This is a genomic window from Clostridium sardiniense, from assembly GCF_050584765.1.
In the GTDB taxonomy this organism is placed as follows: domain Bacteria; phylum Bacillota; class Clostridia; order Clostridiales; family Clostridiaceae; genus Clostridium; species Clostridium sardiniense_A.
In genome coordinates this window covers 1-21,226 of record NZ_JBNOOR010000009.1, presented here as the reverse complement: position 1 = coordinate 21,226, position 21,226 = coordinate 1, and the positions used below count along the sequence as shown (strand labels likewise).

General features: G+C 30.3%; 25 protein-coding genes, 1 tRNA gene and 1 other annotated feature. Of the genes, 22 read left to right on the top strand and 4 right to left on the bottom strand.

Annotated elements, in window-relative coordinates:
- Nucleotides 1-3: 3 nt before the first annotated feature.
- Together ACQPUW_RS16880 and ACQPUW_RS16875 are read left to right on the top strand one after the other, a co-directional pair.
- Nucleotides 4-207, top strand: a complete 204-nt coding sequence (locus ACQPUW_RS16880) for a heavy-metal-associated domain-containing protein (protein WP_204596643.1) — start codon at nucleotides 4-6, stop codon at nucleotides 205-207.
- Nucleotides 208-309: 102 nt separating this feature from the next.
- A complete protein-coding gene (locus ACQPUW_RS16875; protein WP_204596642.1) occupies nucleotides 310-480 on the top strand; it encodes a DUF362 domain-containing protein in 171 nt (56 codons plus the stop codon).
- A 43-nt stretch (nucleotides 481-523) separates the two neighbouring features.
- Here the strand turns inward: ACQPUW_RS16875 and ACQPUW_RS16870 are convergent, their stop codons facing one another.
- Entirely contained in the window at nucleotides 524-1,177 is a 654-nt protein-coding gene (locus tag ACQPUW_RS16870; protein WP_430838621.1) for an MBL fold metallo-hydrolase, read from the bottom strand.
- Between the two features lie 148 nt (nucleotides 1,178-1,325).
- Between ACQPUW_RS16870 and ACQPUW_RS16865 the strand changes: the two genes are divergently transcribed.
- The 6 genes from ACQPUW_RS16865 to ACQPUW_RS16840 all read left to right on the top strand — a co-directional run bounded on the left by ACQPUW_RS16865 (nucleotide 1,326) and on the right by ACQPUW_RS16840 (nucleotide 7,167).
- Complete coding sequence (locus ACQPUW_RS16865) at nucleotides 1,326-1,781, top strand: CtsR family transcriptional regulator (protein WP_430838620.1); 456 nt, start codon at nucleotides 1,326-1,328, stop codon at nucleotides 1,779-1,781.
- Nucleotides 1,782-1,793: 12 nt separating this feature from the next.
- Nucleotides 1,794-2,324 (top strand): UvrB/UvrC motif-containing protein, encoded by a 531-nt coding sequence (locus ACQPUW_RS16860; RefSeq protein ID WP_430838619.1) that lies wholly within the window; start codon nucleotides 1,794-1,796, stop codon nucleotides 2,322-2,324.
- Nucleotides 2,314-3,324 (top strand): ATP--guanido phosphotransferase, encoded by a 1,011-nt coding sequence (locus ACQPUW_RS16855; protein ID WP_430838618.1) that lies wholly within the window; start codon nucleotides 2,314-2,316, stop codon nucleotides 3,322-3,324. Before ACQPUW_RS16860 ends, ACQPUW_RS16855 begins: the two co-directional genes overlap by 11 nt.
- 37 nt (nucleotides 3,325-3,361) lie before the next feature.
- Nucleotides 3,362-5,800: an ATP-dependent Clp protease ATP-binding subunit gene (locus tag ACQPUW_RS16850; RefSeq protein WP_430838617.1), complete on the top strand. Its 2,439-nt coding sequence runs from the start codon at nucleotides 3,362-3,364 to the stop codon at nucleotides 5,798-5,800.
- A 183-nt stretch (nucleotides 5,801-5,983) separates the two neighbouring features.
- The gene (trxB, locus tag ACQPUW_RS16845; RefSeq protein WP_430838616.1) at nucleotides 5,984-6,919 is read left to right on the top strand and encodes a thioredoxin-disulfide reductase; all 936 of its coding nucleotides are present in this window, start codon (nucleotides 5,984-5,986) and stop codon (nucleotides 6,917-6,919) included.
- Nucleotides 6,920-6,942: 23 nt separating this feature from the next.
- Complete coding sequence (locus tag ACQPUW_RS16840; RefSeq protein WP_430838615.1) at nucleotides 6,943-7,167, top strand: glutaredoxin family protein; 225 nt, start codon at nucleotides 6,943-6,945, stop codon at nucleotides 7,165-7,167.
- A gap of 49 nt (nucleotides 7,168-7,216) precedes the next feature.
- Here ACQPUW_RS16840 and ACQPUW_RS16835 read toward each other — a convergent pair whose 3' ends face one another.
- Both ACQPUW_RS16835 and ACQPUW_RS16830 read right to left on the bottom strand, forming a co-directional pair.
- Entirely contained in the window at nucleotides 7,217-7,447 is a 231-nt protein-coding gene (locus ACQPUW_RS16835) for a glutaredoxin family protein (protein WP_430838614.1), read from the bottom strand.
- A gap of 150 nt (nucleotides 7,448-7,597) precedes the next feature.
- On the bottom strand, nucleotides 7,598-7,768 hold the full coding sequence (locus ACQPUW_RS16830) for a hypothetical protein (protein WP_221859633.1): 171 nt from the start codon (nucleotides 7,766-7,768) through the stop codon (nucleotides 7,598-7,600).
- 135 nt (nucleotides 7,769-7,903) lie between these two features.
- Here ACQPUW_RS16830 and ACQPUW_RS16825 point away from each other — a divergent pair, with 135 nt between their 5' ends.
- The 4 genes from ACQPUW_RS16825 to disA all read left to right on the top strand — a co-directional run bounded on the left by ACQPUW_RS16825 (nucleotide 7,904) and on the right by disA (nucleotide 11,970).
- Entirely contained in the window at nucleotides 7,904-8,626 is a 723-nt protein-coding gene (locus ACQPUW_RS16825; RefSeq protein ID WP_221859631.1) for a GntR family transcriptional regulator, read from the top strand.
- Nucleotides 8,623-9,351 carry a glucosamine-6-phosphate deaminase gene (gene nagB, locus ACQPUW_RS16820; RefSeq protein WP_430838613.1) on the top strand — a complete coding sequence of 243 codons (729 nt, stop codon included), beginning with the start codon at nucleotides 8,623-8,625 and terminating at the stop codon, nucleotides 9,349-9,351. Before ACQPUW_RS16825 ends, nagB begins: the two co-directional genes overlap by 4 nt.
- A 170-nt stretch (nucleotides 9,352-9,521) precedes the next feature.
- Nucleotides 9,522-10,889 carry a DNA repair protein RadA gene (gene radA, locus ACQPUW_RS16815; RefSeq protein WP_430838612.1) on the top strand — a complete coding sequence of 456 codons (1,368 nt, stop codon included), beginning with the start codon at nucleotides 9,522-9,524 and terminating at the stop codon, nucleotides 10,887-10,889.
- Nucleotides 10,890-10,905: 16 nt separating this feature from the next.
- Complete coding sequence (disA, locus tag ACQPUW_RS16810) at nucleotides 10,906-11,970, top strand: DNA integrity scanning diadenylate cyclase DisA (protein ID WP_204596629.1); 1,065 nt, start codon at nucleotides 10,906-10,908, stop codon at nucleotides 11,968-11,970.
- Between the two features lie 65 nt (nucleotides 11,971-12,035).
- Here disA and ACQPUW_RS16805 read toward each other — a convergent pair whose 3' ends face one another.
- Nucleotides 12,036-12,434 carry a DUF1573 domain-containing protein gene (locus tag ACQPUW_RS16805; protein WP_430838611.1) on the bottom strand — a complete coding sequence of 133 codons (399 nt, stop codon included), beginning with the start codon at nucleotides 12,432-12,434 and terminating at the stop codon, nucleotides 12,036-12,038.
- A gap of 307 nt (nucleotides 12,435-12,741) precedes the next feature.
- On the opposite strand from ACQPUW_RS16805, the gene ACQPUW_RS16800 reads away from it, so the two are divergent.
- The 10 genes from ACQPUW_RS16800 to ACQPUW_RS16755 form a co-directional block, all read left to right on the top strand.
- Nucleotides 12,742-13,860, top strand: coding sequence for a PIN/TRAM domain-containing protein (locus tag ACQPUW_RS16800; RefSeq protein WP_430838610.1), 1,119 nt, complete (start codon nucleotides 12,742-12,744; stop codon nucleotides 13,858-13,860).
- Nucleotides 13,861-13,871: 11 nt separating this feature from the next.
- Nucleotides 13,872-14,549, top strand: coding sequence for a 2-C-methyl-D-erythritol 4-phosphate cytidylyltransferase (gene ispD, locus ACQPUW_RS16795; RefSeq protein ID WP_430838609.1), 678 nt, complete (start codon nucleotides 13,872-13,874; stop codon nucleotides 14,547-14,549).
- Nucleotides 14,550-14,615: 66 nt separating this feature from the next.
- Nucleotides 14,616-14,797, top strand: a binding site (T-box leader).
- A 76-nt stretch (nucleotides 14,798-14,873) separates the two neighbouring features.
- Entirely contained in the window at nucleotides 14,874-16,589 is a 1,716-nt protein-coding gene (locus tag ACQPUW_RS16790) for a proline--tRNA ligase (RefSeq protein WP_430838608.1), read from the top strand.
- 15 nt (nucleotides 16,590-16,604) lie between these two features.
- Nucleotides 16,605-18,014 (top strand): cysteine--tRNA ligase, encoded by a 1,410-nt coding sequence (cysS, locus tag ACQPUW_RS16785; protein WP_430838607.1) that lies wholly within the window; start codon nucleotides 16,605-16,607, stop codon nucleotides 18,012-18,014.
- A 51-nt stretch (nucleotides 18,015-18,065) separates the two neighbouring features.
- Nucleotides 18,066-18,485, top strand: coding sequence for a Mini-ribonuclease 3 (locus ACQPUW_RS16780; protein WP_430838606.1), 420 nt, complete (start codon nucleotides 18,066-18,068; stop codon nucleotides 18,483-18,485).
- Between the two features lie 34 nt (nucleotides 18,486-18,519).
- Nucleotides 18,520-19,470, top strand: coding sequence for a 23S rRNA (guanosine(2251)-2'-O)-methyltransferase RlmB (gene rlmB, locus ACQPUW_RS16775; protein WP_430838605.1), 951 nt, complete (start codon nucleotides 18,520-18,522; stop codon nucleotides 19,468-19,470).
- A 15-nt stretch (nucleotides 19,471-19,485) separates the two neighbouring features.
- Nucleotides 19,486-19,998: an NYN domain-containing protein gene (locus ACQPUW_RS16770; protein ID WP_430838604.1), complete on the top strand. Its 513-nt coding sequence runs from the start codon at nucleotides 19,486-19,488 to the stop codon at nucleotides 19,996-19,998.
- Nucleotides 19,999-20,084: 86 nt separating this feature from the next.
- Nucleotides 20,085-20,705 carry an RNA polymerase sporulation sigma factor SigH gene (gene sigH, locus ACQPUW_RS16765; protein ID WP_204596622.1) on the top strand — a complete coding sequence of 207 codons (621 nt, stop codon included), beginning with the start codon at nucleotides 20,085-20,087 and terminating at the stop codon, nucleotides 20,703-20,705.
- Between the two features lie 78 nt (nucleotides 20,706-20,783).
- A tRNA-Thr gene (locus tag ACQPUW_RS16760) sits at nucleotides 20,784-20,859 on the top strand.
- 59 nt (nucleotides 20,860-20,918) lie between these two features.
- A partial coding sequence (locus ACQPUW_RS16755; RefSeq protein WP_430838603.1) for a GTP-binding protein occupies nucleotides 20,919-21,226 on the top strand: 308 nt, incomplete at its 3' end.

Genomic DNA, 21,226 nt, shown 5'->3' with positions numbered 1-21,226 from the left:
TAAATGAAGGCAGTATTAAAAGTTTCTGGAATGAGTAATTCTACAGATATCAGAAAAGTACAAAGTGCAATAGCAAGCAGCGAAGGTGTAATTGCAAGTGAAGTAGCTTTAGAAAAGAAAGAAGTTACAATAATATATAATGATATGTATATAGAATTAGAAAGCATTATAGATAAGATTGAGGATCTCGGATACACGGTGGTATAATATTTAACAATTCCTAAATTTTCACAAAGTACTTTTAAAAGATAGGGAAACGTGTTAAAATAAATTTGGTGTAATTACCATAAATTTTAGGAGGTGTTTTTAATGGCATTTGTAATAAACGATTCATGCATAAGCTGTGGAGCATGTGCGCCAGAATGTCCAGTTAATGCTATAAGCCAAGGAGATACTCAATTTGTAATAGATGCAGATACTTGTATCGATTGTGGAAACTGTGCTAATGTTTGTCCAGTTGGAGCACCAGTTCAAGAGTAATATAGCTTAAAAAAAGACCGTCTTAGGACGGTCTTTTTTGATTTTAATAAGGTCTTTTAAACATTGGAGGCAGGATTATTGCATTTTCATTTTCCATTAATGTCTCTTTAGAAATAGTGAAGGATTCAGTATTTATCTTTGATATCTTTTTTAGTAATAAAGTAAAATCCTTTAATCCATTAAATAAAAAAGATGAATATGAATATTTATAGTTCATGGGTATAATAACCTTTGGGCTTATTTTTTTTATAAGCATATAAGCCTCTTTTCCAGATAGATTTATATGCCCTCCAACAGGAATAAATAAAATATCTATATCATCAAGATCATCTATAATATCATCTGATAAAAATTCACCAAGATATCCTAAATGACATAGTTTTAAATTATCAATATTATAAGTATATATAGTATTAGGACCACGTTTATAGCCGTTATAATGATCGCAATATGTATTATATCCTTTTATTAATCCAATATCAGTATCATAAGTTCCTGGAGAATTTATAATCTTAATATGAGGGTCTATTTCATTAGGACATAACGATTCAATATTTTGGCTACTTAAAGTTATAATATTAGGATTTAAGGAGGAAATATCACAGGTATGGATCTTATTAAACGGATCAATAAGAAGTCTTTTACCCATTGATGTTTTTATGAGAAATGTTGAATTTTTAATCCATGTTATATCCATAAATAAATCCTCCTTTTAATTCAATTATAGTATGTGTAAATTCATCTAAATATAAACCTATTACCTTGAATAAGTATAAAAAAAGTATTAATATAATGTTACAAAGTCAAGGTAAGTAAAGAACAAGAAAGATTAAGAAGGTGTAAACATGGCAAGATTAACAGATATAATAGAGAAATTTATAAAAGAAATGATAAATGAAGATAAGGATAATAAAGCGTTAATTCAAAGAAATGAATTAGCAGATCAATTTAGATGTGCACCATCTCAAATAAATTATGTATTAAGCACTCGTTTTACTTATGCTAAAGGATATGTTATAGAAAGCAGAAGAGGCGGGGGTGGATACATAGCTATTAAGAGAATTGAGCACAAGTGTCCAGTTAGCAGAAAAAAATTATTAAATGAGTCTATAGGTGATGGAATAACGTATCATAATACTATTGCATTATTAGATAATTTATTAGAAACAGAAATAATTAATAAAAAGGAGTATGAACTCATAAAAATATCAGTGAATGATAAAACATTAAAAGATGTAGATAATAAAAATAAAGTTAGGTCAGATATATTAAAAGGAATGATGATGGTATTAATAGAATAAGGGGGTAGATTCATGCTATGTGAGAGATGTAACAAAAATGAAGCAAAAATTCATCTTATTAAGAGTATAAATGGAGATAAGACAGGAGTATGGTTATGTGATAATTGTGCAAAGATATTTGGAGAGTTATCAATTGTAAAATCTTCAGATGGGAAAGGTCTTTCATTTAATAAAATTATTAATAGTCTACTTGAAAATTTTCCACTTAAAGATGAAAAAGTGACAAATCTTGTTTGCAAAGCATGTGGAACAACCTATGAAGAGGTTAAAGAGAAGAGGATACTTGGATGTAATAAATGTTATTACTATTTTAAAGATAATTTAATACCAGTAATTAAAAGGAATCAGGGCAATATAGAACATATAGGAAAAATACCCAAAAGAGAAGGCGTAATAATAAAGAAAAAGAAAAAAATCAAAAAATTAAAAAGCGATATAGAAAAGGCTATTGTTATTGAAGATTATGAAAAAGCTGCAGTAATTAGAGATGAGATATGGGATTTAGAAAAAGAACTTAAAGAGGGTGTGGGCAATGATAAGTAATTGGGTTAATAGCAATAGTATAGAAGATGGAATTATAATTAATAGCAAAGTAAAAATATTTAGAAATATACAGGGATACAAGTTTCCAGTAAACTTGGAAACAGAAGAGGGAAGACGGTTATCTGAAAAAGTTATAAATATATTACTAGATAATGTAGATGGTCTAAAAACCATAAATCTTTGGAAAGATGAAGAAGCGTTAGATATTTATAAAGAAAAAGGGCTTATAACTAATTCTTTATTAAAAAATAGTGACTTTTCTTCATTTGCTATAAATAACGATGAAACTTTTAGTGTAATGATAAATGAAAAAGAACATTTAGGATTACAATCTGTAAGTAATGGCAATAATCTAGAAGAGATGTATGAATATGTTAATAAAATTGATGATTTGATAGAGGATAAATTAACTTATTCATTTGATGATAACATAGGTTATCTAACCTCTGATGTATCTAATATTGGTACAGGTCTTAAAGCAGCAGTAATGGTGCATCTACCAGTATTATCTACAAATGATGAAATTGCTAATTTACTCAGGGGACTTAATAGAGCGGGAATATCTATAGAGGGTATGTATGGAGAGCGAGGAAAGTCTTACGGAAATATATATGTAATATCTAATGAAATAACTTTAGGAGTTACTGAAGAGGAAATAATAAATACGTTACAAAATGTAATTAAAAATATAGTAAATGAAGAAAATAAAGCTAGAGAACAGATGATAGCTGAGTGCAATAAAGAACTAGAAGATAGAATATTTAGAGCATATGGAATATTAAAAAATGCAAGAATACTTAAATGGATAGAAGGACTTAATTTACTATCTGATTTAAGACTTGGAGTAGAGCTGTCACTATTAAATATTAATAAAGATAAGTTAAATAAAGCAATTATTTTAACTAGAGATTCCATTCTAAGAGGTAATGTACAGGACAAGATCTCCTATAGGGATTTAAATATAGAGAGAGCTAAAGTTGTTAGGAAACTTTTAGAATAAGATTTATGGTATAAAAGGGATAAGGAGGACTAAATACATGGGTAATGGGAGATTTACGGAAAGGACTGAAGCTGTAATACTAGAGGCTAAGAAGGAGTCGCGTAACTTTAAACACGGATATATTGGTACGGAGCATATGCTTCTTGGTATATTAAAAGAAGGTGGGTATGCAGCAAGTGTATTAAATAAAAATAATATAAGTGATGATGACATAAGAGAAAAGATAGAGAGTTACTTAGGTTATGGGGAAATTGATATTTCAATATCAGAATTATTATTAACTCCAAGAACTAAGCATTTATTAGATATAAGTTTTAAAGAAGCTAAAAACTATAATCATAAATACGTAAATCCTGAGCATATACTTTTAGCGCTTCTTAAAGAAGAAGATGGGGTTGCATATACTATATTATTGCAACTGGAAGCCGATGTTAAATCAATAATAAATGATATAAATCTATTTTTAGATGCGAAAGAAGATGAAGTGTTACTTCAAGATGAAGAGGATGAAGATTTATATGATGATATGCCTGTACTTAAGCAATATAGTGTTAATATGACAAAACTTGCAAAGGAAGGTGCATTTGATCCTGTTATAGGTAGGGATAAAGAAACGCAAAGGGTTTTAGAAATACTTTGTAGGAGAGTAAAAAATAATCCTTGTCTAATAGGAGAACCTGGAGTTGGTAAAACGGCTGTTATAGAAGGATTAGCTCAAAAGATAGTGGAAGGAAATATTCCAGAGATACTTAAGGATAAGCAGATATTTTCGTTAGACCTTACCAATATAATTGCAGGTGCAAAATATAGAGGTGAGTTTGAAGAACGATTAAAGAAGGTTGTTGAGGAGATAAAAGGAAATAAAAATATAATTTTATTTATAGATGAGATTCATACTATTATTGGAGCTGGTGGCGCTGAAGGAGCTATTGATGCCTCTAATATATTAAAACCATCTCTTGCAAGAGGAGATGTTCAATGTATAGGTGCAACAACAACAGATGAGTACAGAAAACATATAGAAAAAGATACAGCATTAGAGAGAAGATTCCAACCTGTTAATGTAGAAGAGCCAACTATAGATGAGACTTTAGAAATTTTAAAAGGGTTAAGAGATAAGTACGAAGCTCACCATAAAATAAAGATATCAGATGAGGCTCTTAAATCAGCTATAGAGTTATCGGAAAGATATATTGTAGATAGGTTTATGCCTGATAAAGCAATAGACTTAATTGATGAGGCTTCTGCCAAGGTTAGAATAGAAACACTTGTAACTCCGCCTGATTTAAAGAGCATAGAAGAGGAAATACAGATAGCAATAAAAGAAAAAGAAGAAGCTATAAGAGTTCAAGAGTTTGAGAAAGCAGCAGCACTTAGAGATAAGGAAAAGAAGCTAAAAGAGCAACTTAATAATAGACTAAGTGATTGGAGTACTAATAATTCTGTAAATACGCTAGTAGTGGGAACAGAAGATGTAGCTAAAGTAGTTTCAAGTTGGACTAATATACCTGTTTCAAAACTTACTGAAAAGGAAAGTGAGAGATTACTTAAGTTAGAAGATAGACTTCATGAGAGGGTAGTAGGTCAAAGTGAAGCAGTGTCTTCAATAGCGAAGGCTATAAGAAGGGCAAGGGTTGGACTTCAAGATCCAAATAGACCAATTGGAAGTTTCATATTCTTAGGACCTACCGGAGTTGGGAAGACTGAATTATGTAAAGCTTTAGCTGAGTCTGTATATGGTGATGAAGATAATATGATAAGAGTTGATATGTCAGAATATATGGAAAAACATGCAGTATCTAAGCTTATAGGAGCTCCTCCTGGATATGTAGGATATGATGAAGGTGGTCAATTAACCGAAGCTATAAGAAGAAGACCTTACTCTGTAATTCTTTTAGATGAAATTGAAAAGGCACATCCAGATGTATTTAATATATTATTACAAATACTAGAGGATGGAAGACTAACAGATGGTAAAGGAAAGCTAGTTAATTTTAAAAATTCTATAATTATAATGACTTCAAATATAGGAGCTCATAAATTAAATAAACAAAGAAATGTAGGTTTCTTAATTAGTAATGATAAAGAAAATGAGTATAATTCAATGAAAGATAGTATATTAGAAGACCTTAAAAAGAGTTTTAGACCAGAATTCATAAATAGAATAGACGATACTATTGTATTTCATAAATTGAATAGAGATTCTATGAAAGATATTCTAGATATTATGCTTAAGGAGATGAAAAATAGACTAAGAAAAAGTGATATTGATATATATTTTGATGAAGAAATAAAGGAATATTTATTAAATAAATGTAAGGGTAATGAATACGGGGCGAGACCTTTTAGAAGGATAATAACGAAAGAAATTGAAGATAGGCTAAGTGAAGAAATACTAAAAGGAACTATAAGAAAGGGAAAAAATTTAGAAGCATTTATAAATGAAGAATGTATAAAATTTAAGAATATAAGTTAAGTTATAAAGGGAGTAAATAATTAGGCTCCCTTTATATTTTTTTTGCATATATTAATGATTAGTGATATATGTAAAAAACTTGTGAAAACAATTGCTTTATAAAATATTTTATTGAAATAATAAAATTTAGTGATATAATAAAACATAATAGATATACCCCACGGGGGTAAGGAGGCTGAATTTATGGCAAAGCAAGTAAAAGAAATTGATTTAATTATAGTTGGTGGTGGACCAGCAGGATTAACAGCAGCTATATACGCATCTAGAGCAAGATTAGACATGTTGCTATTAGAAGATAAAGTAATGGGTGGTCAAGTTAGAAATAGTTATACTGTAGAAAATTACCCAGGATTTAAAAAAGTAGCTGGAGCAGAACTTGCAGACATTATGCAAGAGCAAGCAGAGGAACTTGGAGCTACAATTGAAGAGTTTGATATTATAGAAAATGTTAAATTAGATGGAGAAGAAAAAATAGTAGAAACTGAAGAATTTATATATAAACCAAAAGCATTAATAATTGCAACAGGTGCATCTCCAAGAAAATTACCAATAAAAAATGAAGAAAAATTCGCAGGTAAGGGTGTTCACTACTGCGCAGTATGTGATGGCGCTATGTACCAAAATAAAGTTATTGGTATAGTAGGTGGAGGAAATACTGCATTAGAAGAGGCTATCTTCTTAACAAACTTTGCAGAAAAAGTATACTTAATCAGAAGATATGATTACTTTAGAGGCGAAAGGGCAGTACTTGAAGAAGTTGAAAAGAATGAAAAGATAGAAATTCTTTATAATGAGGATTTAATTGCTGTTGATGGTAAAGATTTCGTAGAAAAAGGAATTATAAAGAATACAATAACAGGAGAAGAAAAGGAAATAGCTTTAGAAGCTGTTTTTGGATCAATTGGTCATGAGCCAATGGTAAATCTATTTAAGGAATATATAAATATAAGTAAAGGTCAATATATAATTACAGATGAAAACATGAGAACAAACATCCCAGGTGTTTATGCAATAGGTGATGTTAGAGAAAAAGAATACAGACAAATAACAACAGCGGTTGCTGATGGAACAATTGCTGCATTAGAAGCAGAAAAATATATAAAGAAATTAAATAAATAAGTTAAATAAGGCGGTAGAAAATTATGATAAAAATTTATTCAACATCATGGTGTCCAGCTTGCGTTAAAGCGAAGAAGTATTTAAATATGAAGGGAATAGAATTCCAAGAAGTAAATGTTGCAGACAAACATGAAGATAGAAATGAAGTTCAAAAAGTTTCAGGACAAAGAACAGTACCAGTATTAGATATTGATGGTAAAGTTATTGTTGGCTTTGATAAAAAAGCAATAGACGAAGCTTTAAAATAATAAAAAAAATCCCTATTACTAAATTTAGTAATGGGGTTTTTTTTATTAATTAAAGGCTAGTTAGTGCCTTATCTATAGCTGGCTTATCAAATCCTATTATGATTGTTCCGTTTATATCTAAAACTGGAACGCCCATTTGTTTTGATTTTTTAAGCATTTCATCTCTTGCTTCCATATCATCTTGAACGTTTAATGAAGTGAAATCTACACCTTTTTTAGTTAAATAATCTTTTGCCTTTACACACCAAGGGCATGAATTAGTTGTATATACTTTTATCATATTAAATTCCTCCTTGCTTAATAACAATAATAATAATTATTATTCAATATCTTTTCTTAAATTTTACTCTAAATAATTATTAAATTCAAGATAGCTATTGTATACATTGTGTAACAATTAAATCATCTAGTATATTATATAGCAAAAACTCTATTTGATTACATCTTTATTGTCCAAATATGAATTTAGAATAAAATTATTAGATACATCACCATCTGAAATAGCATTGGAGAAGCTTTCACTTACATTGAGAGGTAGATCGTTTTTAGTAGTATTTTGAGTATTTAAAATAGAATTAGCAAGTTTTGATTTATCAATCATAGTATCATCTCCTTTAAAATTGTATAATTATTATTTGTATAAAATAAAATTATTATGCTAAAAATAAATTTAAATTGTATAGTGGTCTAGACAACTATAACTTAAAGATATATAATTAATTTAGGAGGAACAGATATGATAGATAAAAATAGTCCAATTCCAGTTTACTTTCAATTAAAGGAGGCTATCTTAGAAAAAATTTCAAAAGGTTATTGGAAAGTAGGAGAATGTATAGATAGCGAAAGAGAACTTGCGGAGCATTATGAAGTTAGTAGGATGACAATCAGACAAGCTTTAGGAGAGTTAGTTCAAGAAGGAATATTAGTAAGGGAAAAGGGAAAAGGTACATTTGTCTGTGAGCCCAAGGTAAGACAACAAGATGTTATGAGTTTTACTGACATTATAGAAAAATCAGGCGGAAATTTAGAAACTGAACTTTTAGAGTTCAAACTTATAGATACACCAGAAGAATTAATAGATTTATTAAAAGATGAAAAAGTATATAAAATTAATAGAATGAGAAAAGTGGATGGTGAATGTATAGCAAACGAAATAGTACATATATCACCTAGAGTATGTGGAGAATTAAATGATGAAATGTTAAAGGGTTCATTATTTAAAATAATAGAAGAAAATGGACATTTCATAAATCATTCAGAATCAGCAATAAAAGCTATTGTAATGGATGACTTTTATAAAAATTTATTTAGAGTTAGCAAGGTACTTCCATTAATAAGTACATTTGGTACGACTTTAGATGAAAATAATAATATTCTTTTTGTAGAGGAATCAATTTATAGATCAGATAAATATATTTTAGAGGTCAATATATCAAGGCGAGAGGGGAAATTGAAATGAAACTAGTAGTAGTTAAAGATTATGAAGAAATGAGTAAAGTAGCAGCAGAGGTAATGGGTAAAGTTATTAATGAAAAGCCAGATGCAGTTTTAGGACTTGCAACAGGTGGTACTCCAATTGGAATGTACAAAGAATTAATAAATATGAATAAAGCGGGTAAAGTTGACTTTAATAAGGTTACTACAGTAAACCTTGATGAATATATAGGTCTTGCAGGTACACATGAACAAAGTTATAGATATTTTATGAATAAGAATCTTTTTGATCATATAAATATAGATAAAGAAAAAACTTATGTACCGAATGGATTAGCAGAAAATATTGAAGAAGAAGGAAAAGCTTACGATAAGAAAATAGATGAATTAGGTGGAACAGATATTCAATTATTAGGTGTTGGTAATAATGGCCATGTAGCCTTCAATGAACCAGATAAAGTTTTAATTGCAGGAACTCATCTTACAGGTTTAACTGAAAGCACAATTGAGGCAAATTCAAGATTCTTTGATTCAATGGAAGAGGTTCCAAAGACAGCTATAACTATGGGATTAGGTCAAATAATGAAGTCAAAGAAGATATTATTAATAGCAAGTGGAGAAGGTAAGGCAGAGGCTATGAAAGAGTTATTTAGTGGGAAAATAACAACAGAATGTCCTGTAACAATGCTTAACATGCATAGAGATGTTACTGTTATAATTGATGAAGCAGCTGCAAAATTTGTAAAATAATTCACTAAAGATTAGAAAAGGATTATCAATTACTTGATAATCCTTTTTTTCATAAATTAAACAGCACAAAAAATAAGTTTTAAATGTTATATTAATATAATTGTATGTTATTATAATATAGGTAGAGTGTATCTTTACACAAGTTAAGAAAAAAGTAGAGGGTGTTTTTTATGGCTAAAGTAAAATCAATATATATTTGTCAAGAATGTGCTTATGAATCTGCAAAATGGCTTGGAAAATGTCCATCCTGTAATTCATGGAATACATTTGTTGAAGAAGTAAGAGATAATAAAGTTCAAGTTAAAAATGATATAGTAAAAAAACTTAAGCCTGAAAATATGCCAAAGAGTATAGGAGATATTAAATCTGGAGACAAAGAAAGATATAATACAGGAATAAATGAGTTAAATAGAGTATTAGGTGGAGGTCTTGTTAAGGGATCATTAACACTAATATCTGGTGATCCTGGTATTGGTAAATCTACATTATTACTTCAAACTGCAAATAATATTGCAAAGACATATGGTAAGGTATTATATGTTTCCGGAGAAGAGTCAGAAGAACAGATAAAGATAAGAGGAGATAGATTAGGTGTAGCGTCTAATGATTTATATATTGTATCAGAGACAAATTTGGATACAATAGAAGTATATATAGATGAGCTGGAGCCTAAGTTTGTAATAATAGATTCTATTCAAACTGTATATAAAGAGGGTGTTACCTCTGCGCCAGGAAGTGTATCACAAGTAAAAGAATGCTCTAATCAGATAATGAGAATTGGTAAGAAAAGAAATATACCTTTATTTATCGTAGCTCATGTAACAAAGCAAGGTGAACTTGCAGGACCAAGAGTTTTAGAGCACATGGTAGATACAGTACTTTATTTTGAGGGCGAAAGAACTGAAGAATTTAGAATTTTAAGAACTATGAAAAATAGATTTGGAACAACAAGTGAAATTGGTGTATTTGAAATGAGACAAGAAGGATTGGTAGAAATATATGATCCATCTGGTATTTTTCTTGAAGATACAACCTTTAATCAAGAAGGTTCAGTTGTAATTGGCATTATGGAAGGAACAAGACCTATTTTAGTAGAAATTCAAGCATTAGTTACAGAAACTAAAGCTGTAATGCCAAGAAGAACAGCAGTAGGAATTGATAATCAAAGATTAAGTTTAATACTTGCTGTTTTAGAGAAAAAGTTAAGAATACCATTTTATAATCATGATGTCTATGTAAATGTTGTTGGTGGATTGAGCTTAGACGGTACAACAGCAGACCTTGGGCTTGCTATAGCATTACTTTCAAGTATGAAGGGAAAAGGGATTAAACTTCCTAAGGTGTTACTAGTTGGAGAGGTTGGGTTAACTGGAGAAATAAGACCAATAGCATCAGTAGATAGACTTGTAAATGAAGCAGAAAAGATGGGCTTTGAAAATACAATAATACCTACAAGAAATAGAGAAAAAGTAACTAATAAATCTATTAAAATTTTAGGTGTTAGCAATATAAGGGAAGCGATAAGTAAGATATTCTAGGAGAATAGGTGAGTGTATGAGATTAGAAAGAGATATTGAAATCAAAAATATACTAAAAATAATGTGTCCAGGAACTCAATTAAGAGAAGGGCTTGAAAATATCCTTAGAGCAAAAACTGGAGGATTGATTGTTTTAGGAGATAACGAAAATGTTATGAGTATAGTGGATGGTGGATTCACGATTAATTCCGAGTATTCTCCTGCATACGTATATGAGTTAGCTAAAATGGACGGGGCAATTGTACTTAGTGGAGATATTAAAAAAATAGTGCGTGCAAATGCGCAATTAGTACCTAGTGCATCAATACCTACATTTGAAACTGGAACTAGACATAGAACGGCACAAAGGGTTGCTAGAGAAACTGGAAATATAGTAGTAGCTATATCACAAAGAAGAAATATAATTACAGTTTATAAAGGTGAACTAAAGTATGTTTTAAGGGAGAGTAGTGTAATTCTTGGAAGAGCAAACCAAGCAGTTCAAACCTTAGAAAAATATGTTTCAGTACTTGAAAGAGTAATAAATAATTTAAATTTACTAGAATTTCAAGATTTAACAACACTTTTTGATGTTGTCACTGCAATTCAAAGAACAGAAATGGTTATGAGAATTGTAGAGGAGATAAGAATATATATTCTTGAACTCGGTAATGAAGGTAGACTTATATCGATGCAATTAAATGAGCTTATAAGACATATAGAGAGAGATGGTATATTCTTAATAAGAGATTATAGCTGTCCAGACAAAGATCATAATGAAATATATGAAAGCATACAAAACTTAACTTCAGAAGAACTTATTGATTTAGAAGCGATAGCTAGAGTTTTAGGATATGGATATGCACCTCTTGCAGATACACTAATATCTCCTAAGGGATATAGAATGCTTAGTAAGATAGCTAGAATTCCTTCAACGGTAATAGAAAACTTAATAAATCATTTTGAAAGTTTCAATAGAATAATAGAGGCAGATATAGATGATTTAGATAAGGTTGAGGGTATAGGAGAAGCAAGAGCGAAAGCTATAAGGAATGGATTAAGAAGAATAAACGATCAAGCTTCATTAAAGGTGGAATTATAGATAAATAAAAGCGATATCTAAATTTATGTTAGATATCGCTTTTTTATTTATTATTAATTTTATCATTATCTAAAAGTGAATTTGCCAAGGGTAGTAACTTTATCATTCTCTTGAATTAATACATCATATAAATTTATGCCTAAATTGTTGCAAAGAGATGTAAGGTAGAAAATGTTATTCCCCATTTCACGTTCAATTACTTCGCGACAATTATTACATAAGGTTCCATCAATATGATTTTTGAAGCAATCAGTAAGGTCTTCTAGTGAATCGTTTTCTGTTGGTATGCATTGTTTGCTAGCATTTATTTTAATACAACCACAATTAGTTACAGCTTTAATAATTGCTCTATTAACTCTGGCATTTGACTCGCCATATTTACTCAAAGTGTCTAATATGCTTTTATGTCTTAATAAAGAATCATTTACAGAATTTTGAAAATCATCAAAAATAATATCTTTCATTTGTCTCAACTCCTTGCTAGTGTTTAATATATTTAGATTAATTATAAATTTTCTAGGCAATAATTGTCAATGTGGATTTAAATAAATAACTATTTATTAAAATAATCATATACTATTTTAATTTTCAAATATAGGGGGTATAAAGTTAACGTTATTAAAACGTTAACTTAAATTAAGAAAATCTTCATTTAAGGGCACTTTTTAATATGGTATAATTAACTAAACAATGCTTTATTTTTATAAATCATTATATTAAAAGAATTTTATATAACAAATTTGGCAACAATTTTAATAAGGAGGTGATAAAATGTTTAAAAAGTTGATTAGAGGCATTTTAACATTAATGGGGCTGTTACTTGGTTATATAATTGGAGATTCAATTTTAAAAATTGAAGCTGTTAGAAAGATAGGTTATCTATCAGGTACAGTTGGTTCGGTATTATTTCTTATTTTTATTTCTTTATTAGTTGGTATTATTATGTATTTAGTATCTCCGATAATATATAGGGCGATAATTGAACTTATCGATTATACTGAAAAGAATATGAGGAAATTTACTTTAACGGAGATTATATACGGAGCTATTGGAGCTGTCATAGCTTTAATTATAATGTTCTTTGTTGCAAGACCACTAAATGATATTGCTGGGGCTTTAGGGCCAATATTATATGTTTTAGTAAATTTACTAAGTGCAATAATAGGTATGAAAATAATGGTTGAAAAGAAAGATGATATGAATAACCTTATATTATCAATGAAAAAATCAAGTTCTGGAAAAGAAAAAGTAAATAAGGAAAAGAAGAGTAAATCTAATTCAAAAGAGGGAAGAGCTATACCAAAAGTGTTAGATACATCAGTAATAATTGATGGAAGAATATTTGATATATGTGAAACAGGATTTATAGAAGGACCATTAATTATACCAAATTTTGTTCTTGATGAATTAAGACATATTTCTGATTCATCAGATTCACTTAAGAGAACAAGAGGTAGAAGAGGACTTGATATATTAAATAAGATTCAAAAGGAACTAGATATAGAAACTCAAATATGGGAGGGAGATTTTCCAAAGATAGCAGAAGTAGATGCTAAACTTTTAAAATTAGCCCAAACATTAGATGGAAAAGTAATAACTAATGATTATAACTTAAATAAAGTAGCAGAAGTTCAAGGGGTACCAGTTCTAAATATAAACGAGCTTTCAAATGCAATAAAGCCAGTTGTTATTCCTGGTGAAGAAATGACAGTAGAAGTTGTTAAGGACGGAAAAGAAGCAAGCCAAGGAGTAGCATATTTAGATGATGGAACTATGATAGTAGTAGAAGGTGGAAGAAAGTACATGACTAAAACAATAGGTGTTATAGTTACATCTGTATTACAAACAGCTGCTGGTAGAATGATATTTGCTAGACCTAAAGAGAACTAAAGGAGAGTTTAATGAATAGTGCCATTATTCTATCTGGAGGAAGAGGAAAAAGAATGGGTGCTGATATAAGTAAGCAATTTATATCAATAAATGATAAGCCTATACTTTATTACACAATTAAAAAGTTTATGGAAAATGAATTAATTGATGAAATAATATTAGTTCTTCCAGAGGATGAGATTGAATACTGTAAAAAAGAAGTACTAGATAAGAATAAATTAAGAGTAGATAAAATAGTTGAAGGTGGAGATGAAAGACAAGATTCAGTTTTAAACGGATTAAATGCTATAGAAGAAACTGATATTGTACTAATTCATGATGGGGCTAGACCTTTTGTTACGGATAAGATAATAACAGAAGGAATAAAAGCAGCTGAAAAATTTAAAGCAGCAGCACCAGGAGTAATGCCAAAAGATACTATTAAAGTTAAAGATATAAATGGATTATCAAAGGAAACACTTAAGAGAGAAGAGCTTATAGCAGTGCAAACACCACAAATATTTGATTATAATCTTATATTAGAGTGTCACAACAAAGTTAAAGAAAATAATATAAAAGTGACAGATGATACTATGGTGGTTGAAACCTTTGGACATAAAGTTTTCTTGTATGACGGAGAATATACTAACATAAAAATAACTACTCCAGAAGATTTGATTTTAGCAAGATATTTAGCTGATAATCATTAATAATATCACTGTGTTGACAGTGAAAATTTTAGAAGTTATAATTAGTTAAGTATAATTCCATATAAGTTAAGAACTATGAAGAAGAATAGTAAAAATCGCTTTTTCAGAGAGAGAATCCATGGGCTGTAAGGTTCTCAACTAGATTTTGAACCAGCTTCTGAGTAATAGGAAAAAACTATCGGTTTAATACCGTTATCATTATTAGAGAAAAAATTTAGGTGGTACCGCGATTAATAGTCGCCCTATTGTTAATAGGGCGGCTTTTTTATATCTAAAAAAGTAAGAAATAAATTAAATTCACATAGAAATTAGGAGGATATTATTATGAAAATGTCTAATATGCTAATTGCAACTTTAAGAGAAGTTCCAGCAGAAGCAGAAATAGCAAGTCATCAGTTAATGCTTAGAGCAGGACTAATAAGAAAAATGGCATCAGGAGTATACAATCATTTACCTTTAGGAGTAAAAGTTCTTAAAAAGGTCGAAGATATAGTAAGAGATGAGATGGATAAATCAGGAGCTCAAGAACTTTTAGCTTCAGCTATGATACCAGCAGAATTATGGCAAGAATCAGGCAGATGGGATGCTTATGGAGCTGAAATGTTTAGAGTTACAGACAGAAATAGCAGAGAGTTCTGTTTAGGACCAACTCATGAAGAAGTATTTACAAACATTGCAAGAAATGAAATAAAATCATATAAGCAATTACCATTAAATCTTTATCAAATACAAACTAAATATAGAGATGAAACTAGACCAAGATTTGGAGTTATGAGATCAAGAGAGTTTATAATGAAAGATGCTTATAGCTTTGATAAGGATCAAGAAGGATTAGATTTAGCATATGATAAAATGCACGATGCATATGTAAATATATTTAATAGATGTGGGTTAGATGCAAAATGTGTTGAAGCTGATTCAGGAGCAATCGGAGGATCAAACTCAGCTGAATTCATGGTTAAATCAGAAGTTGGAGAAGATGATGTAGTATTCTGTACAGAATGTGATTATGCTGCAAATATTGAAAAAGCAGAAACAAAGGCAGAAATTGCAGAAGCTGAAGAATTAGTTGCAATGCAAAAGGTAGAAACTCCAGATAGCAGAAGCATAGAAGAGGTGTCAGAATTCTTAAGTGTTTCTCCTAAGAAGACAGCTAAAACTTTAATATATAATGTAGATGGAAAATTAGTTGGAGTTTTAGTTAGAGGAGATAGAGAAGTTAATGAAGTAAAGGTAGCTAATGCTTCTAATGCATCAGGAGATATAGAATTAGCATCACATGAAGAAGTGAAGATAGCAACTAGCGCAGAAACTGGCTTCGCAGGTCCTGTAGGATTAAAAGTAGACTTATTATTAGTAGATGAAGAAGTTAGCAGAATGTATAATATGGTTGTAGGAGCTAATGAAACTGGATACCACTTAACAGGTGTTAATTACGGAAGAGAATTCGAAGGAGTAATTGGTGACTTTAGAAACATAGAAGAAGGAGAAGCTTGTCCTAAGTGTGGCGGAAAAGTTACTATAGCAAGAGGAACTGAAGTAGGTCATATATTTAAGTTAGGAACTAAGTACTCAGAAGCTATGAATGCTAAATTCATTGATGAAAACGGAAAAGAAAAGCCATTTATAATGGGATGTTATGGAATAGGTGTTACAAGAACAGTTGCATCAATAATAGAACAACATCATGACGAAAATGGAATAATCTGGCCTTTAGAAGTTGCACCATATCATGTTTCAGTAATAGCTGTTAATTCAAAAGATGAAGAGCAAATGAGAATTGCTTCAGAAATCTATAATGAATTAAGAGAAATGGGAGTAGAGGCTCTTTTAGATGATAGAAAAGAAAGAGCTGGAGTTAAATTCAAAGATTCAGAACTTATGGGAATTCCTATGAGAATTACAGTAGGAAAGAAGATAGGTGATGGAGAAGTAGAATTTAAGCTAAGAACTGGCGGCGAAAATGAAACAATAAAGATAGAAGATGCAAAAGAAAGAGTCAGAGCAGAATTCGAAAAAAATAACCTAAAACTAAGATAGTTAGGAGGAATAAGAATGAAGCTTTATAATACGTTAACAAGAAAAAAGGAAGAATTTATACCAATAACTCCAGGAGAAGTTAAGATGTATGTATGTGGACCTACAGTATATAACTTCTTCCACATAGGAAATGGTAGAACTTTTATAGTGTTTGATACAATAAGAAGATACTTTGAGTATAGAGGCTATAAAGTAGATTTTGTTCAAAACTTTACAGATATAGATGATAAGATGATAAAGAGAGCAAATGAAGAAGGAACTTCAGTAAAAGAAGTTGGAGATAAGTATATAAAAGAATATTATACTGATGCAGATGCACTTAATATAGAGAGAGCAACTGTAAATCCAAGAGCTACTGAATATATAAATGACATAATTAAATTCGTAAAAGATTTAATTGATAAAGGATATGCTTATGAAGTAGATGGAGATGTTTACTTTAGCACAAAGAAGTTCCAAGGATATGGTAAGTTATCAGGACAGAATATAGATGACTTACAAGCTGGAGCTAGAATAAACGTAGATGAAAGAAAGAAGGATCCTATGGACTTTGCTATATGGAAGGCAAAGAAAGAAGGAGAACCTGCTTGGAAATGCCCATGGGGAGAAGGAAGACCAGGTTGGCATATAGAATGTTCATGTATGGTAAAGAAGATATTAGGGGACACAATTGATATACATGCAGGTGGAATGGATCTAGCATTCCCACATCATGAGAATGAAGTAGCACAAAGTGAAGCATTAACAGGAGAGCCATTTGCTCACTATTGGTTACATTCAGCTTATGTAAATGTAAATAATCAAAAGATGTCTAAGTCATTAAATAATTTCTTTACAGCAAGAGATGTACTTAAGGAATATGATTCAGATGTAATTAGATTCTTAATGCTTTCATGCCACTATAGAATTCAATTAAACTATAGTGAAGATTTATTAGAATCAGCTAAAGCATCAGTTGAAAGAATATATAATGCAATAGGGAACCTTGAAAATCTTATAGATGAGGTTTCAAGAGTTGAAATCAATGAAGAAGAGAAGAAGTACCTAGAAAGCTTAAATAAGTATAAAGAAAAGTATATAGAAAAAATGGATGATGATTTTAATACAGCAGATGCTATAACTGCAATATTTGATTTAATAAAAGATACAAATACAAATATTAATGCTGAATCATCAAAAGAATTAGCTGAAAAAGCTTTAGCATTAATAAGAGAACTTGGAGCTCCACTTGGAATGCTACAAAAATCAACTAAGGCTGATTTAGCTGATGAAGCAGAAGAAATAGAAGCTTTAATAGAACAAAGACAACAAGCTAGAAAAGATAGAGACTTTGCACTTGCAGATAAGATAAGAGATGACTTAAAAGCAAGAAACATAGTACTTGAAGATACTCCACAAGGAGTTAGATGGAAAAAGGTTAACTAATTAAAAAGGGGCTGTGCGTTAAGTGCGGCCCTTATTTAAAGGAGTAATAATATGTTAGAAAATTTTAGAGTAAGAGAATTTAGCAAAGATGAAGCTAGAAGATTAAATCCACTTCAATTAGCATTAGTAGGAGATGGAGTTTATGAGGTGTTTATAAGAGACTATATACTTTCAAATAATACTGAACTTTCAGCTCATAAGATACATAGAAAAGCTATAGGATATGTTAAAGCAAAGAGTCAATCGGATATAATGCACAATATAGAAGAATTACTAACTGAAGAAGAAAGTTATATCTACAAGAGGGGAAGAAACGCTAAGTCAGCAACAGTTCCGAAAAATGCGGATGTAAGAGACTATAGAATGGCAACAGGATTTGAAGCTTTAGTTGGATATTTATATTTAATAAATGATAAGGCAAGACTAGAGTTTGTATTTAATAAAAGCATAGAAGTATGTAAAGAACAGTAATTTTTAAATATAACTAAGTAAGGAGTTATTTAATATGACAAGAATAAAAAAGAGTAACCAAAATAGAAAAAGAGATGATAGAAAACCCAATAGATCCAAAGAAGAAAGAAATACAGAAGATAGATTTAGTCCAAGAGGAAAAGAAAATAGAAAAGATAACAGAAAATTTAAAGAAGAAAGACCAGTTAGAAATAGAGAAGAGAGAGTAAGAGAAGACGGAAAGTTAGTTAATAATCAAGTTGAAGAAGTAAGGGAAGATTTAATAATAGGTAGAAATGCTGCTATGGAAGCCTTAAAAAGTGATAAGACAATAGAAGCATTATATATAACAAATGGACCTAAAGAAGGATCAATAAATGCAATAATTAACCTTGCCAAAGATAAGAAGATAGTAATAAAAGAAGTGGATAAGAAAAAATTAGATTCAATGGCGGCAGGTGCTGTTCATCAAGGCGTAATAGCAAAAATAACTCCTTATAATTATTTTGAAGTAAAAGATATATTAGAAGAGGCAAGGAGAAAAAATGAGGCGCCTTTTATAATCATATTAGATGAGCTAGAAGATCCTCACAATTTAGGATCAATAGTTAGAACTGCGGAAACTTGTGGAGTTCATGGAATTATAATACCAAAAAGAAGAAATGTTGGTGTTACTCCTACAGTTTATAAATCATCAGTTGGAGCAGTTGAACATGTGAAGATAGCAAAAGTTACTAATATAAATAGTACAATTGATGACTTAAAGGAACAAGGAATCTGGGTTTACGGTGCAGATATAGAAGGAAAAGAATATAGTTATGAAGTAGACTTTAGTGGACCATGTGCACTGATAATAGGTAGTGAAGGAAGAGGGATATCTAAATTAACTCTTAAAAAATGTGACAAATTAGTTAAGATTCCTATGATTGGAAAAATAAATTCTTTAAATGCATCAGTAGCTGGTGGTATAATGATGTATGAAGTACTAAAGGGTAGATTAAAATAAAAAGAGGGATGAGATGTGAAAATTATATTTATAGATGGATATAATGTTTTAAATTCCTGGCCAAATTTAAAAGACTTAAAAAACATTAGCTTTGATGGAGCTAGAAATAAATTGGTGGATATACTACACAATTATGGAAGTTATAATGATTGTAAGGTAATATTAGTATTTGATGGTCATAAGGTAGCAGGCAATATAGAAAATAAAGAAGAAATTAATAAAAATCTATCTATAGTTTTCACTAAAGATGGTGAAACTGCCGATGCATACATAGAAAAGGAAGTACATTCTATTGGTAGAAGGTATGAAGTTTCTGTAGTTACATCAGATTGGCTAGAACAGCAAACCATATTCCAAAGAGGCGCTGTAAGGATGTCTTCGCTGGAGTTTTACAATGAAGTTATTGGATTGGAAAATAAGATAAGGATAAAAGCTGAGCATAATATGAATTCTCAAAAAAATAACTTAGGTGATAATATTGATGAAGATGTATTAAATAAGTTAGAAGAATTACGTAGAAGTCGCTGATATGTTGACTTCGCTTAAATAGCTAATGTATAATAGCAAATATGATAAGGTGTTAAGGGTAAAATGGGGAGAATGGTGGGTATTCTATGACGAAATATTTAGAGTTTGATCAAAAAGATGATAAAGAAATAGCAATAGAAGCAAAGAATGGGAATGTATTAGCGCAAGAATATTTAATAAATAAGTATGAGAGCTTTGTAAAAACAAAAGCAAAATCTTATTTTTTAATTGGTGCTGACAAGGAAGATATTTATCAAGAGGGTATGATAGGACTTTATAAAGCTATAAGGGACTTTAATCCTGATAAACTTTCAACATTTAAAGCATTTGCAGAGCTTTGCGTTACAAGACAAATAATAACAGCAATAAAAACTGCAACAAGACAAAAGCATATTCCATTAAATACCTATATATCCTTAAACAAGCCCATATATGAGGAAGAATCAGAAAGAACCTTATTAGATGTGCTAGCAGGGCTTAAAATAACAGATCCAGAAGAGCTTGTTATAAGTCAAGAAGAAAAGATTAGGATAGAGGAAGAGATAGAGAAAGTACTATCTCGATTAGAGCTAGAAGTTTTGAATTCTTATCTTGATGGAAAATCATACCAAGAAATTGCATGTGATTTAGATAGGCATGCAAAATCAATAGATAATGCTCTACAAAGAGTAAAAAGAAAACTTGAGAAATGCTTAGATATAAACTAATTAATTTTTATTGACAAACAAAAAAAATGATAGTAAACTTTATAATTGGTATATTAAAGAAAACTCAATATTTTGAGTGCTCACGTAGCTCAGTTGGCAGAGTGTCGCCTTGGTAAGGCGGAGGTCGTCGGTTCAATCCCGATCGTGAGCTCCAGCATAAAAAAGTACAAAACACTAGGCAAGGTTTATTAGAGTGATAAGGAGGAATTTATAATGTCAAAAGCAAAATTCGAAAGAAGTAAACCACACGTTAACATTGGAACAATAGGTCACGTAGACCACGGTAAGACTACATTAACAGCAGCTATTACAACTGTATTAGCTAACAAGGGGTTCGCTGAATCATTCAAATATGATGAAATAGATAAGGCTCCAGAAGAAAAAGAAAGAGGAATCACAATCAACACAGCTCACGTTGAGTACGAAACAGAAAACAGACACTACGCTCACGTTGACTGTCCAGGACATGCTGACTACGTTAAGAACATGATCACAGGAGCAGCTCAAATGGATGGAGCTAT